Source organism: Bacillus sp. N13C7 (assembly GCF_026790065.1).
Lineage (GTDB): Bacteria > Bacillota > Bacilli > Bacillales > Bacillaceae > Bacillus.
Genome location: NZ_JALAMO010000002.1, coordinates 101,695 through 116,484 on the forward strand (window position 1 = coordinate 101,695; position 14,790 = coordinate 116,484).

The 14,790-nt window shown below is 46.0% G+C and carries 13 protein-coding genes and 1 pseudogene; 8 read left to right on the forward strand and 6 right to left on the reverse strand.

Annotation, left to right across the window (positions count from 1 at the left end; all coding sequences use genetic code 11):
• Positions 1–8: 8 nt before the first annotated feature.
• The 4 genes from MOB98_RS02805 to MOB98_RS02820 all read right to left on the reverse strand — a co-directional run bounded on the left by MOB98_RS02805 (position 9) and on the right by MOB98_RS02820 (position 2,133).
• Positions 9–242: a spore germination protein GerPB gene (locus MOB98_RS02805; RefSeq protein WP_268357923.1), complete on the reverse strand. Its 234-nt coding sequence runs from the start codon at positions 240–242 to the stop codon at positions 9–11.
• Positions 243–254: 12 nt separating this feature from the next.
• The gene (locus MOB98_RS02810) at positions 255–476 is read right to left on the reverse strand and encodes a spore germination protein (RefSeq protein WP_268357924.1); all 222 of its coding nucleotides are present in this window, start codon (positions 474–476) and stop codon (positions 255–257) included.
• Between the two features lie 420 nt (positions 477–896).
• Positions 897–1,067 carry an aspartyl-phosphate phosphatase Spo0E family protein gene (locus MOB98_RS02815; RefSeq protein ID WP_268357926.1) on the reverse strand — a complete coding sequence of 57 codons (171 nt, stop codon included), beginning with the start codon at positions 1,065–1,067 and terminating at the stop codon, positions 897–899.
• A 142-nt stretch (positions 1,068–1,209) separates the two neighbouring features.
• Positions 1,210–2,133 (reverse strand): CotH kinase family protein, encoded by a 924-nt coding sequence (locus MOB98_RS02820; protein ID WP_268357928.1) that lies wholly within the window; start codon positions 2,131–2,133, stop codon positions 1,210–1,212.
• Between the two features lie 154 nt (positions 2,134–2,287).
• On the opposite strand from MOB98_RS02820, the gene MOB98_RS02825 reads away from it, so the two are divergent.
• The 3 genes from MOB98_RS02825 to wprA all read left to right on the forward strand — a co-directional run bounded on the left by MOB98_RS02825 (position 2,288) and on the right by wprA (position 6,516).
• Complete coding sequence (locus MOB98_RS02825) at positions 2,288–3,193, forward strand: fumarylacetoacetate hydrolase family protein (protein WP_268357929.1); 906 nt, start codon at positions 2,288–2,290, stop codon at positions 3,191–3,193.
• A gap of 113 nt (positions 3,194–3,306) precedes the next feature.
• On the forward strand, positions 3,307–3,663 hold the full coding sequence (locus tag MOB98_RS02830; RefSeq protein WP_268357931.1) for a YisL family protein: 357 nt from the start codon (positions 3,307–3,309) through the stop codon (positions 3,661–3,663).
• Positions 3,664–3,828: 165 nt separating this feature from the next.
• Complete coding sequence (gene wprA, locus MOB98_RS02835) at positions 3,829–6,516, forward strand: cell wall-associated protease WprA (RefSeq protein WP_268357933.1); 2,688 nt, start codon at positions 3,829–3,831, stop codon at positions 6,514–6,516.
• Positions 6,517–6,547: 31 nt separating this feature from the next.
• On the opposite strand, the gene MOB98_RS02840 is transcribed toward wprA, so the two are convergent.
• Complete coding sequence (locus MOB98_RS02840) at positions 6,548–7,105, reverse strand: DUF2777 domain-containing protein (RefSeq protein ID WP_268357934.1); 558 nt, start codon at positions 7,103–7,105, stop codon at positions 6,548–6,550.
• Positions 7,106–7,274: 169 nt separating this feature from the next.
• Here MOB98_RS02840 and asnB point away from each other — a divergent pair, with 169 nt between their 5' ends.
• Both asnB and MOB98_RS02850 read left to right on the forward strand, forming a co-directional pair.
• Positions 7,275–9,119, forward strand: a complete 1,845-nt coding sequence (gene asnB, locus MOB98_RS02845; protein ID WP_268357936.1) for an asparagine synthase (glutamine-hydrolyzing) — start codon at positions 7,275–7,277, stop codon at positions 9,117–9,119.
• Between the two features lie 81 nt (positions 9,120–9,200).
• A pseudogene (locus MOB98_RS02850) lies at positions 9,201–10,030 on the forward strand (phytoene/squalene synthase family protein).
• 29 nt (positions 10,031–10,059) lie between these two features.
• Here MOB98_RS02850 and MOB98_RS02855 read toward each other — a convergent pair.
• Complete coding sequence (locus MOB98_RS02855; protein ID WP_268357938.1) at positions 10,060–11,427, reverse strand: MATE family efflux transporter; 1,368 nt, start codon at positions 11,425–11,427, stop codon at positions 10,060–10,062.
• Between the two features lie 123 nt (positions 11,428–11,550).
• Between MOB98_RS02855 and MOB98_RS02860 the strand changes: the two genes are divergently transcribed.
• The 3 genes from MOB98_RS02860 (at position 11,551) to iolX (ending at position 14,683) form a co-directional block, all read left to right on the forward strand.
• The gene (locus tag MOB98_RS02860) at positions 11,551–12,414 is read left to right on the forward strand and encodes an AraC family transcriptional regulator (protein ID WP_268357939.1); all 864 of its coding nucleotides are present in this window, start codon (positions 11,551–11,553) and stop codon (positions 12,412–12,414) included.
• Positions 12,415–12,431: 17 nt separating this feature from the next.
• Complete coding sequence (gene degA, locus MOB98_RS02865; protein WP_268357940.1) at positions 12,432–13,445, forward strand: transcriptional regulator DegA; 1,014 nt, start codon at positions 12,432–12,434, stop codon at positions 13,443–13,445.
• A 209-nt stretch (positions 13,446–13,654) separates the two neighbouring features.
• The gene (gene iolX, locus MOB98_RS02870; protein WP_268357942.1) at positions 13,655–14,683 is read left to right on the forward strand and encodes a scyllo-inositol 2-dehydrogenase; all 1,029 of its coding nucleotides are present in this window, start codon (positions 13,655–13,657) and stop codon (positions 14,681–14,683) included.
• Positions 14,684–14,790: the final 107 nt, after the last annotated feature.

Genomic DNA, 14,790 nt, shown 5'->3' on the forward strand with positions numbered 1-14,790 from the left:
TCATATGATTAACGGCCAGGAGGCTGGAGGGGGACAAATGCTCCTGTATCGGGCTCATCCAATTCAACTGGCTCCCCTTGAGCGGAAACCTCGGGAGCCGCTTCCACATAGCTGCCTGTGTTGTACAGGTTAGATAGCGATTTAATGGACCCGGCGCTTCCGATTTGCAGAATGGAGGAGTTGCTGATTGATTCCAGCCGGAGATAGTTAATTTGAATGGTTTGATTAATATAAAAATTCATGAAAACACTCCTTTACGCATTCCCTGCGATCGGCTGATCAACGGCATCGTTGTCAAACACCTTCGTCGCGTTCTGGTAATTCATCACCTTGAGGCTGTCACCGGTATTAAAACTGCCCGCACCGGCAAATGTTCTGACCTCTGCCTGAGGAGAAATCGTTATACAGTCCCCGATGTGAACGACTCCACTCGTACCTACCGCATTAATTTTAAACGCTCCGACAATGGCCGGCATACGAGCACATCCTTTGTTGAAAAATTGATAAAAGGCAGGTAAAGTAATAAGAGAATTTGATGTAATTGGGCTATTCACGATAGCTTATGACAAACGCACATATGTGTGAGAGAAATTTAAAGGGGATATATCGGTATCGGATGTAAACGCTATCATTTTTCGGCCGTTATGTTTAAAGTGTTTAAAAGCGGCAGTGTATAAAACTGAGCGGAAATGCGGCGATGGATGCCGCTATCCGCCTGTGTGATTTTTGTTTCAGTTTCTTTGGTGTTTTTGTTCGTAGAAAAGCTTTTTTGGAGTATGTCGTGCTGCGGATTCGTTTCTTGGGTGGGCACATTTTCGCCCAGAGGTATATCCCAAAAGTGATGAGTTAAAAAGCGGAGTTTCCTATAGTGCATTCAAATCCTTATAGATAATGATTCACATACGGGAGTTTTCAGGATACCCCCAAAAAATCATTTCTTCTTTAATTCGGATGTTCAGCAGACTGTCAAGCTCTTGGCTACATCGAATCGTCTCCTTTGAATTCATGCCGTATTTTTGTGCTGTTTCAATTAGTGTGATTCTCATTTCTTCAATTTTACTGTTCATTACACGATCTCCAATTCTAGAATTTATTTTGATAAACACAGGATATCGTTAGTATAACCTATTTTTGCTGAAAAGGTTGCCTTTCGTCAATTTGACTAAAAAAGCGACAATTTTTGCTGCGCTTTTTTTATGGAAGAAAGGACTATAGTCTTGCTAAGTGTGCTTGCAAAAAGTCCTGCCGCTCCTCAATTTCCCTCAGTATATTTGTCTGCTCCTTTTCGAATAGCAAGGGGCTTTTTTTTATGAAAGGATCATCATCACCTTTTTGACAAATGTCAAGATGCCACTCTCTGATGAAAGGGGACAAGCGTTCAATTGTAAATGACCGGTTCAGCACGTTTTTCATTAATGTGTGATATTGCGACCGAAAGGCGGGGATGGAAAGAAGCCTCGACGAAAGCGTTGGCCCCTTAGCGAGCAGAGGGTCTTCGTCAGTTCTTCTGGGTGCAGCAAGCGAACGGGTTTCTATCGGTGAAATGTAAAGACGGCTGGATTCGTTTGAACAAAATGTGTAATAAAAACCTTCGTTCGTGCATGCGCTCCCGATCAGCCACAGAAAAAACAGTTTGACATCCAGATACATTTTAATGCGTTCAGCTAATTCATCAACTTCGGCGGTGCGGACCAGGGTGAGAAATTCATGAAGGAATGCGGAAGATTCATCTTTAAAAATGCACAGCGGAACCCTCGGATCGGCGGTCTTCAATTGGTCACTTGCCCTGCCGGCCAGCTGAGGGTTCTTGATCTTCAAATAAATGCCTTCTGGCTGGCCATTGATGGTCAAAAAGCTGTACGAGGCAGCGGGAGCAGGAACGCCGATCTGGTCAAAAAAACAATAGGCGAGCCTCCGCCGCATCAGTGAGGGATCATTCTGTTCCGCATTCAAAAAAAGGTTGCTTTCGCCAAGCAGAGACTTTTCCCAGCTGATTTCATAGGATGCCTTTTCCGCTCTGTCTCGCTGTGTGAGAAGAATGGGAGAAACAGATCGGTCTGTCACCAAAAGCCCCTTGGCAGCCCCTTTTCTATTTAGCTGCTGCCGATGAAAAAATAAATGTATGTTCTCCATATTCTTTCCTCCTCCTCAAAACGCCATTTGTATGATATGTGCGGCATGCCCGTCCTGAAACGAAATGAAAACGGACACGAGAAAAAGGGATTTCAGCATTCGACAGAGAATACATGAAGGAGCATTCTGATTTAAAAGATGATGGAGGAATAACATGAAATTTGCGACAGGGGAACTTTACAACCGAATGTTTGTCGGCCTGATCATTGATGATGAAAAAATTATGGATTTGCAAAAGGCTGAAAAAAAACTGTTTGAACTTGAGACGATTCCGGGATCGCTGATTGAATGTATCGCAGAAGGGGATAAATTCGTTGCGCATGCAAGGCAGCTGGCTGAGTGGGCAAAGAAACCGAATGATGAGCTGGGATCATTTATGTACTCATTATCTGAGGTGAAGCTCCATGCACCCATTCCTAAGCCATCAAAAAATATCATTTGCATCGGCAAAAACTACAGGGATCATGCGATTGAAATGGGGAGTGAGGCTGACATTCCGGAGCATCCGATGGTGTTTACAAAATCGCCGGTAACCGTTACAGGGCATGGTGATATCGTAAACAGCCATGAAGAGGTCACCTCTCAGCTCGATTATGAAGGAGAGCTTGCTGTCGTCATTGGAAAAAGCGGGTCACGCATCTTAAAAGAAGACGCATATGACCATATTTTCGGATACACCATTGTGAATGATATTACGGCGCGTGATCTGCAAAAAAAACATAAGCAGTTTTTTATCGGAAAAAGCCTGGATACGTCATGTCCGATGGGGCCTGTACTTGTACATAAATCAGCGATTCAGGAGCCTGAGCGCCTCAGAGTTGAAACGAGAGTCAACGGTGAGCTGCGCCAATCCGGTTCGGCAAGCGATATGATCTTTTCCATTCCGGAATTAATCGAAACCCTCTCAAAGGGGATGACGCTTGAAGCGGGAGACATCATTGCCACAGGTACGCCGTCCGGTGTCGGAAAGGGTTTTACGCCGCCAAAATTCTTGCGGACAGGTGACCGAATCGACATTACGATTGACCCGATTGGAACGCTGTCAAACCAAATCGGCTGACTCAAATAGGAGGGCGGACTCGGACCGCCCGTTTTTTCTGAGACTATCTTTGTGACAGCGGACAAGTTCATGGTACTATAAGTGGGGTAATTTATCTGATAGGGGGAACATATATGACACACCTACATATTACGACATGGGTGGTAGCGCTGATTCTGCTTTTCGTCAGCTACTCGCTCTATTCGTCAGGAAGTGCGAAGGGCGCAAAAATCACTCATATGATTCTGCGGCTATTCTATATCCTAATTATTTTGACAGGAGCTTGGCTGTTTATCCATTTCGCCAACTGGAACGGAGAATACGCCGGGAAAATGATTCTTGGCATTATCACCATCGGCCTGATGGAAATGCTCCTCATCCGCAAGAAAAAAGAAAAATCAACCGGAGGCCTCTGGATCGGCTTCATCATTGTCCTTGTGCTGACAGTGCTGCTCGGCCTGCATTTGCCAATCGGTTTTCGATTGTTTTAATAGAAAGGCGCGAACCCGGCTCTATGATAGAGTCGGGTTTTTGTATCATTCCCTCCTTATATTCCAAATCATTTAAAATAACCTTAAAATTACCTGTAAGCGGTATCTCGCCCTATGAAATTATGATACCTTCAAGAAGATTCATTATTTTGCAGGAGGGATATCATGAAACGTAGAAAATTCAGTTCGTTCGTGGCAGCAGTGCTTATTTTTGCACTGATCTTCAGCCTTTTTTCTCCGGGAACCAAAGCGGTAGCGGCCGGTGCGATCGATCAGGCGGCTGCTCTGGAAAACGGCAAAGAACAGACGGGCGCCATGAAGGAACCGGAACAGGTAAAATGGTACAAAGTGACTCCGGGAAAAGAGGATATTCAGAAAAACTCACATTTGGCACTGACCGTTAAGAGTGATGCAGTACTGAATGTATCTGTATATCCGAGCAAGGAAAAAGCGCTTAAAGATGAAACGTTTGAGATGTACCGTTCTTTCACAGCGGAGGATGGAAAAAGCGATATTATTTTTCCATACGCGTGGAGCGGCCCTTACTATGTAAAAGTTGAATACCTTGGAGAAGAAGAACCAGAGGACGGCGGAACGGCAAAGGCAGCAGCTGCGGAAGCCAAGTATACGATTGGGTATAAAGGCACCAAAAAACAGCCATCAGATTTAGAAGCGGAAGAAGCTTGTCCGGTTGAAATGAGTGTTGATCAGAAGAAATCAGGTAAAGGCATCCTGGAAAAGCTGAGAGCGATTCGTGATGAGCAGCTGAGCCAAACAGCAGAGGGAAAAGAGCTCACAAGCCTTTACTACAAAGCGGCGCCGTTTATCGTGGCAAAGCTCGCACTCAATAAAACTGCGAGAAATGAAATCTATCAAGATCTTGTGACATTAAAGCCGATGTTTGATGATGTGTCAGAAAACGGTACGTCCTCTTCATATACAATTACCGAAAAGGATCAAAAAGCAATCAACCGGCTGTATGATACAGCTTTACAATCAGTCCCGTCTTTTCTTAAAGAGGAGCTAAAGAAACAGGCGGAACGATTAAATATCAAGCAGCTGCAAGGCAAAACAGCAGGAGCTATTTTAACAGAAAACAGTATTGCGGCAAAAAGTGAAGTTCAGACAACAAAGGTTATTTTCAAGGTGAAGGACAATAAAAGCCTCTCATCAGTACATAACGAAATGAAGGGCTTTTCTGCAAGCGCGCAATCGAAAAAAGACATTTCCAATGTGAAAAAAGCAAAGAAACTGTTTGACAATCTGTATTCCTTCGAACTTCCGAAAGATGAAAAGCAAAACGGTGTATACACAGCTAGTGCCAAACGGGTCAAAAGCGCTGCTGCGACATTATCCAAGATGTCTAACGTTGAGTTTGCGGAACCTGTACAGGAATACAAAAGCCTGTCAAATGATATTCAGTACCCGTACCAATGGCCGCTTAAAAACAGTGGTGAAAACGGCGGAATCAAAAATGCGGATGTGAAATATGAGCCAGCCAGCACATTGCTGTCAAAACGCAAGCTGAACGATACGTTAATTGCAGTAGTAGATACAGGTGTGGACAGCACGCTTGCTGACTTAAAAGGAAAAGTAAGAACCGATCTCGGGCGTAATTTTGTCGGCCGGAATAACAACGCAATGGATGATCAGGGACATGGGACGCACGTCGCTGGCATTATTGCAGCTCAAAGCGATAATGGCTATTCTATGACTGGATTGAATGCCAAAGCGAAAATTATTCCGGTAAAAGTGCTTGATTCCACAGGAGCCGGAGATACTGAACAAATTGCTCTCGGCATCAAATATGCTGCTGACAAAGGAGCAAAGGTGATTAATTTAAGTTTAGGCGGAAGCTACAGCCGCGTGATTGAATTTGCTTTGAAATACGCAGCTGACAAAAATGTCTTGATTGCCGCAGCCAGCGGAAATGACGGAGCCAATTTCTTATCGTATCCTGCTTCTTCTAAATATGTGATGTCAGTCGGAGCAACGAACCGTATGGATATGACCGCTGATTTCTCTAACTATGGAAAAGGTTTGGATATCTCTGCCCCAGGGTCTGATATTCCAAGCTTAGTGCCGAACGGGAATGTCACGTACATGAGCGGAACGTCCATGGCAACGCCATATGCTGCCGCTGCTGCAGGATTGCTGTATGCTCAAAACCCTAAGCTGAAAAGAACAGAAGCAGAGGATATTTTGAAAAAGACGGCCGACGATATTTCCTTTGAAAGCGTCGATGGCGAGGAAGAGGAATTGTATGATGATAATGGCGATCCGATTGACATTCCAAAGACGCCTGGAGTAGACTGGCACTCAGGCTACGGGCGGCTGAATGTCATGAAGGCCGTCAGCGCAGCTGATGTACAGCTCAAAGTTAACAAGCTTGAAAGCACACAAACAGCTGTCAGAGGAAGCGCGAATGAAGGCACGCTGATCGAGGTGATGAGCGGCAAGAAAAAACTCGGCAGCGCTAAAGCCGGAAAAGACAGTATGTTCAAGGTTAATATCCCGACTCAAAAACAAGATCAAGTCCTGTATGTGAAAGCAACAAAAGGCGATGCGAAAACATCGTATAAAGTTGTCGTTGTCAAAGGGAAACCTTCCGGCACACCGAAAGTAAATGCAGTGAAAACGAAAGATACAGCAGTGAAAGGAAAGGCGAATAGCAAGGCAATGATCAGAGTGAAAAACAAATCCAAGAAAGTCATTGCTTCTGCCAAAGCTGACACGAAAGGAACGTTCACGGTGAAAATCAAAAAACAAAAAGCCGGAACGGTGCTGTACGTCACGGCTGCTGATCCAGACAAAAAAGAAAGCAAGGATGTAAAAGTGGTCGTTGAAAAGTAATCAAAAAGCGGTGCTCGCTGCACCGCTTTTTTTATTTGCGCCCCCGCTGGACTGCTGAATACATAATCGATCGCTTTCCATTTGAAGCCGTCCATTCGAACCGGTCTCCTGTCCCTTCGCAGCTGTAGTGATGCTGCATCGCACATTGGGCGGTGTCATTTGAAAAGTGATAAAAAGAAACACCCTGCTCCTCCAAGTTATTCGAGAAAACGCCCTTATTATAAGAAAATACGCAATCGAATACGGATAAGCCGAAGCTGTGCAAGTGCTGCAAAAAGGCGAGAAAGGTTTCATCATCAAGCGAATCTAAAAGCGCCATGAGCGGCCGCTTGACCGATTTTTCATAGCGGATGCGTTCTCCGCCGGAAAGGGAGATGTTTTCTTCACCGCATGCCAGAGTCAATTGATCCTGAAAGCCGGCCTGCTCCCATCTTCCTTTATGATGGATCCAGATTGGGCTGTGATGCAGACTGTCCGCCAGCAGTATATCGCCTTCCCCGTTTTCGATTAAACAGATGCCGTCTTCAATGAGGACGGTGCCATACTCCCATTTTCGTTCCTCTCTATATAACAATTGTTTCCGTTTCATACATGCTGTCTCCTTTTTCTTCTTTCCTCTCCTTTCTTTCCAATTCAAGCCTGTCTCATACAACTCTTTTATGGACAAATCAACTATCTGCCTTTTGATGCATAAACTTACTAAGGTGCTGAATGAAACGAATTTGTTACGAAAGAAACGGGATTGGAGCTGATATTACATGTGTGGAATTACGGGTTGGGTCGATTTTAAAAAGCAGCTCGTCCAGGAAAAACAAACGATCAACAGAATGACAGACACTCTTTCCAATCGGGGTCCTGATGATTCCAACGTTTGGGGGGAGCACCATGTTTTATTCGGACATAAAAGGCTTGCGGTTGTTGATATTGAAGGCGGGCGCCAGCCGATGGCATGCACCTTTAAAGGAAATACGTACACCATTATTTACAATGGCGAGCTGTATAACACGGAAGATCTGCGCAAAGAATTGCGGGCCCGGGGCCATCAGTTCGAGCGGACATCAGATACCGAGGTGCTGCTGCACAGCTACATTGAGTGGCAGGAAGACTGTGTAGACCATCTCAATGGCATATTTGCTTTTGCTGTATGGGATGAAAAGCGTGATCTGCTGTTTGCGGCGAGAGACCGCCTCGGCGTGAAGCCGTTTTTTTATACGAAGCAAGGCTCTTCTTTTCTCTTTGGGTCGGAAATCAAAGCGATCCTCGCACACCCTGAGGTAAAAGCGCAAGTGGACCGAACAGGACTTTCTGAAATCTTCGGGCTTGGACCGTCCAGAACCCCGGGTACTGGCGTATTTAAAGGCATTAAGGAAGTCCGGCCGGCCCACGCGCTGACGTTTTCCAAAGACGGGCTGAATATTTGGCGTTATTGGAATGTCAAAAGCGAAAAACATACGGATGGTTTTGGTGATACGGTCGCCAATGTCAGATCGTTGTTTCAGGATGCGGTGACGCGGCAGCTTGTGTCGGATGTGCCGGTTTGTACATTCCTATCAGGCGGACTGGACTCAAGCGCGATTACTGCGATTGCGGCAGGCCATTTTGAAAAGGAAGGGAAAGCGCCGCTTCATACTTATTCAATTGATTACGAAGAGAACGATAAATTTTTTCAAGCGAGCGCCTTTCAGCCCAATGATGACGGACCATGGATTGAAAAAATGACAGAGGCCTTCGGCACGACGCATCACAAATGCGTGATCAGCCAAAAAGATCTCGTCGATCATTTGGAAGAAGCCGTGCTGGTCAAAGACTTGCCGGGAATGGCTGATGTCGACTCGTCTCTGCTGTGGTTTTGCCGGGAAATTAAAAAGGACTTTGTCGTCAGCCTGTCGGGAGAGTGCGCGGATGAGATCTTCGGCGGGTACCCATGGTTTCATATGGCTGACGTTGAGTCGGGCTTTCCATGGATGAGGTCGACAGAGGAACGGATTAAGCTGCTTTCTGATTCATGGCAGAAAAAATTGAATCTAAAAGAATACGTAAATGCCAAATACGAAGAAACCTTGGCAGAAACGCCATTATTAGACGGAGAAACGGGTGTGGACAAAGCAAGGCGACAGCTGTTCTATTTAAATATGCTTTGGTTTATGACAAACCTTTTGGATCGGAAGGATCGGATGAGCATGGGGGCAAGCCTTGAAGTTCGGGTGCCGTTCGCCGATCACAGGCTTGTGGAATATGTTTGGAATATTCCGTGGGAAATGAAAATGCATGAAGGCCGGGAAAAAGGCATTTTCCGTAAAGCGCTTGAGGGGATTTTGCCTGAAGACATTCTATATCGCAAAAAAAGCCCGTACCCGAAAACACATCACCCGGAATATACAAAAGGCGTCAGTGAATGGCTGAAAACGATCAGAAGCCAAAAGGACTCCGTGCTCCATACCCTGCTCGACAGAAAGCAATTGGATCAGCTTTTAGAAACGGAAGGCTCTTCCTTCAAGGTTCCGTGGTTCGGGCAGCTCATGAAGGGGCCTCAGCTGATCGCCCATCTTGCTCAAATTCATACATGGTTTGAAGCGTACCGCATTGATATTGATGAAGGATAAAGAAAAAGCCGATTCTGCGCAAAGGAATCGGCTTTTTCTTCATATACAATTGGGAGAAAACATAATAGACTTGAAGAAGCAGTGATACATAGGAGTGAATAGAAATGAAAGAGATAAAAGAAGCCTATCAGCAGTGCGGCCAGATCGTAAGCGTCAGCGAACCGGCCTGTTACAAAGCATTCTCGTTTCTTCCCCTGAAGCAAAGACAGGCAGCTTGGGCAATTATGGCGTTTTGCCTAACGGCAGCCGATGCGGATGAGAAGAAGTTATCTGCCATTGAAGCTGAGGCGGAACATGTTTTTTCCGGGACATATAACGGGAATCATTTTTTATGGAAGGCTTTCAGCCACGCGTATCAGACCTTTACATTGGACAGTGAGCCATTCCGTGGGTTCATTGCCGCACAGAAGGCGGAGGATAAACCGTTCGAAAGCCTAGATGAACTGCTCATGCACGCATACCAGACGGGCGGTGCGGCCGGATTAATGCTTCTTTCGACTATGGCGCGCCGGCATCAGGAACAGCTTACACATGCAGCCGGCTCTCTCGGCTTAGCGATTCAGCTGATTCGGCTTCTAAGGGATATCGGCACGGACCAACAGCAAAAAAGCCGCATTCCCCGGCAGGTGATGCAGCAATTTGGATATACAGAAGATGACCTTGAGAAGGGCGTCGTCAATAAGGCGTTCACCATGACATGGGAGTATATCGCTTTTGAAGCGGAAGCCTACCTTGAGGAGTGCCAGGATGCCTTGCCGCTATTCCCGCTATATTCGCAAAAAACAGTGAAAGCCGCCCTTCATTTGTACCGGGCTGTTTTAGAAAAAATCCGGGCGGAGCAGTACGTTGTATTTCAACATCAATACGCCGTCACAGAGAACGAAGCGAAACGGATTCTGTCTGACTTATAAAAAACGCCCGGCCTTGTTTGAGCCGGGTGTTACGCCATCCCTTTTTGAATCCAGATGCGTGAGCGCCATCTTCTGTACATTAGGATTCCCCGGACCCATTCATCCGCGATAAAGGAAATCCAAATGCCGGCAAGACCGAATCCGAGCTGGATGCCGAATAAATAAGCAAGCGGGAGGCCGATGCCCCACATCGAAATCATTGCCATGTAAACCGGGAATTTGGCATCTCCTGCGGCACGCAGGGAGTTAATAATAATGACATTAAACGAGCGGCCTGGTTCAAGAATAATCGTCATGGCAATCAAAAGGCTCGCAGTCGCAATGATATCAGGGCTTTGTGTAAAGAGGCCGATCAGGTCTTTTGAAAAGATCGTCATTAAAACAGATGTAGCTGCAGCAATTCCGAGTGCCCAATATAAGCTCTTCATGCAGCGTTCATAAGCGGCATCAAACTGTTTGCCGCCGATATAGCGGCCGATTAAAATTTGTGTGCCCTGGCTGATCGCGGTACCGAACAGCAAAATAAACATCGTAATATTTTGCGTATATACTTTTGTTGTCAACGCCTGCGCGCCCATGATCGCAATAAAATAAGTGACAATCATTTGCGACAGGTTGTATGAAAGCTGTTCACCAGCAGAAGGGATGCCGATTTTCAGCAGCTTGCGCAAATGGTCTTTATGCATATGAAAGACTTTTTTCAGAGACATTTTCAGCTGGATGCGTTTGTTGACAATGACAATCATGGCAATTAATCCAATGACGCGGGCAATGGATGTAGACATGGCTACACCGGCAACGCCGAGAACAGGAAAGCCGAACAAACCGAAAATCACAACAAAGTTTCCGGCAATGTTTAAAATATTCATGCCGATTGTGACAAACATTGTATCTTTAGTATAGCCGTAGCTTTTTAAGATTGCGCTGAATGTCATGATTAAAGCCTGAATAAAGGACAGACCTCCGACAACTTGTAAAAAGACTTTCGCATCAGGCATTAGCTCGTTTGATAATCCCATCATATGAAGCAGCGGGACAGCCGCGAAAAAGACAACGGCGCTGATGGCGAGGCTGATGAAGAAGTTGGCGCCGATTGACACATAAGCGACTTCCATGGCTTCTTTCTTTTGCCGTGACCCTAAAAATTGTGAAATCACAACGGTCGTTCCTGTTGCGATAAAGCTGAACATCACGATAATTAAATTCAAAATCTGGTTGCTGACGCCGACTGCTGCCACACTGTTATCTGAATATTGGCTGAGCATCAGTGTATCGGCATTACCCATAAACATATATAATGAGACCTCGATGAAAATCGGCCAAGTAAGCGAAAATAATGAGAACGATTTGTCAGCGGGTTTTTTCAAAGCAGTTGATTTGAAGACAGCTTGTTTCATAGTGTCTAACCCCTTTCGTAAATAAAATCAACGTTTTAAAGTGTACCTCCATTTCCTTATAATAAAAAGGGAGAGAAACGATACTTCTTGCAAAAATCCGACTTAAAAGGGAGGATGATTCAAATGCCTCGCATCCTGTTTACAGTCCCGCCTTTTCCGGTATTTATCGCAGCCGGAGAAGGGGTTTTTAAAAGGGGAGAAACCCATGTGAAACGTGTATTCTCTGTGTTTGATCTAATATACGTCAAACAGGGAACGTTATATATAACGGAAAATGAAACATCGTTTTCTGTTGAAGGCGGCGAGTACATCTTGCTTTCTCCCGGTCTTGAACACTACGGGACGAAGGGCAGTGATGAAGCAACCTCCTATTATTGGCTTCACTTTGATGAACATCAATATGAATTTACGGCAAAGGGAGGGAGCAACTGGTCTGAGCTTCAGCAGGAAAAAGGGAGCTTCGAGACGCCGGCCCGCTACGGCCTGGCCTTGCCGAGAAAAGGCAAGGTGCAGCGCCCGCAGTTTATGGCGCAGCAGTTTGAAAGGCTCATAGATTACTCAGCGGAAAACTCCGATTTGCCGCTCAGAAAGCAAATCTTATTTGAGGAGCTGATGCTGCATCTTCAGAAAGAGGCGTTTCAAATTCCGTCTGCAAAAGAGCGGGTTGCCTGGGAAGCTGCCCGGTACTTACAGGAGCATTATAAGGAAAAGACGACAATCAAGGATCTCTCGCTTGCCCTTCACTATAACCAGGATTATGTGAGCCGCTGCATGCAGCAGGTGCTTGGTGTCACGCCGGCACAATACACGAACCGGGTGAGAATGACGGAAGCGAAGCGTCTTTTATCCTCTACAAATGATAAAATGGGCGTCATTGCGGAAACGGTGGGAATGGAAGATCCGACATACTTTTCAAAACTCTTTAAGCAGATAGAAGGCATTTCACCAATTGAATACCGGAAAATTGTCAGCCGGAAAGTTCAATAACCAGACGAGGGATGAGCATGAAAACAACAATTTACGATGTAGCAAGGGCAGCGGGTGTCTCGATCACAACTGTGTCGCGTGTGATTAACAATACGGGCAGAATCAGCGGCAAAACGCGGCAGAGGGTGATGAATGTCATGAAGGAAATGGCGTACACGCCCAATGTCCACGCTGCGGCGTTAACGGGAAAACGAACGAATATGATCGCCCTCGTGGCGCCTGATATTTCAAACCCGTTTTACGGCGAACTCGCCAAAAGCATTGAGGAAAGAGCGGATGAGCTCGGTTTTCAAATGATGATTTGCAGCACCGATTACGATCCGAAAAAAGAAACGAAATATTTTTCTGTATTGAAGCAGAAAAAGGTGGACGGGATTATTTTTGCGACAGGGATTGAGAATCGTGACAGCATGTCTGCTTTGGAGGAAATCGCCAGCGAACAAATTCCGCTTGCCATGATTTCACAGGATAAGCCGTTGCTCCCGATGGATATTGTCGTGATGGATGACGTTCGCGGCGGGTATGAGGCTGCCAAGCATCTTCTGTCACTCGGCCACACGAACATCGCCTGCATTGTGGGAGACGGGTCAACGACGGGTGAAAAAAACAGAATCAAGGGCTTCCGCCAGGCGATGGAGGAAGCGGGCGTGCCTGTCGATGAATCGCTTATCGTCCCGACACGATTTTCATTGGAAAGCGGTAAGGAAGAAGCAGGAAAATTGCTGGATAAGAACGCTCCAACGGCTATTTTTGCCTTCAACGACGTATTGGCCTGCGCTGCTATACAAGCTGCGAGAATAAGAGGCATAAAAGTGCCGGATGACCTTTCCATCATCGGTTTTGATAACACGATCCTTGCAGAAATGGCGGCCCCGCCTCTGACCACCGTGGCCCAGCCCATTAAAGGCATGGGGCGGAGCGTCATTGAACTGCTTGCTGAAGCAATCGAAGGAAAACGAAAGACGAAACAAAAAATTGTGCTGCCGCCTGAGCTTGTGATCAGGCATTCCACATCAACGCCCAAAAGATGAGCCCGCGAATGAGCGGGTTCTTTTCATTTTGGCAGTTGAAGCCCCAAAAAACATATTGCGTGTAAACAAAAGGCAGTGTAAAATGAAATCATCTTTTGAGAAAGCGCTTGCGCAAAAAGTGAAAGCGGATTGACCGCTGTTTTTTTAGCTGTTGAGAGAAAGCGCTTTCTCAAAGCGATTCTGAAATGAGATAAAGGAGAGGATGGGACGTGGAACATCAAGTAAGATGTGCAGTATTGGGATTAGGAAGGCTCGGTTATTATCATGCGAAAAATCTCGTCACCAGTGTACCTGGGGCAAAGCTGGTCAGTGTCGGTGATCCGTTGAAAGGGAGAGCGGAGCAGGTGGCCAGAGAATTCGGCATCGAAAAATGGTCAGAGGATCCGTTTGAGATGTTAGAAGATCCCGGTATTGACGCTGTCATTATCGTAACGCCGACAAGCACACATGGTGATATCATCATCAAAGCAGCCGAGAACGGCAAGCAGCTCTTTGTTGAAAAACCGCTGACATTAAGCCTTGAGGAATCAAAAATCGTTTCCGAAAAAGTGAAAGAGACAGGAGTCATTTGCCAAGTGGGCTTTATGAGACGATTCGATCCCGCATACGCAGATGCCAAAAGGAGGATCGACGCTGGTGTAATCGGCAAACCCATCTATTATAAAGGCTTTACACGTGATCAAGGAGCGCCTCCAGCAGAGTTTATTAAACACAGCGGCGGAATTTTTATTGACTGCTCCATCCATGACTATGACATTGCCCGTTTTTTGCTCGGAGCGGAGGTCACTTCTGTTTCAGGACACGGCAGGATCCTGAACAACCCGTTTATGGAGAAGTACGGCGATGTGGATCAGGCGCTGACGTATTTAGAATTTGACTCCGGCGCTGCGGGGGACGTCGAGGCTAGCAGAACCTCTCCATACGGACATGACATTCGGGCTGAAGTTATCGGAACAGAGGGCAGTATTTTCATAGGGACATTGAGAAACCAACATGTGACCATCCTGACAGCGAAAGGGAGCAGCTATGATATTATCCCAGACTTTCAAACTCGTTTTCATGAAGCCTACTGCTTAGAGCTGCAGCATTTTGCTGAGTGTGTCCGGAATGGAACAACACCGATCGTGACAGATATCGATGCGACGATCAATTTAGAAGTCGGCATCGCCGCAACCAATTCCTTTCGAAGCGGCAGGCCCGTACAGCTTGATGTGAAGCGTGCTTATACCGGTATGTAAAAGTGAATATGTTGCATTTGAGGCTTTCCGCAAAACAAGCAAGGACAGTTTAGCCCTTGCTTTCTCTTTTCTCATATAAGTAGTACATATAATCAGTAGGTACGCCT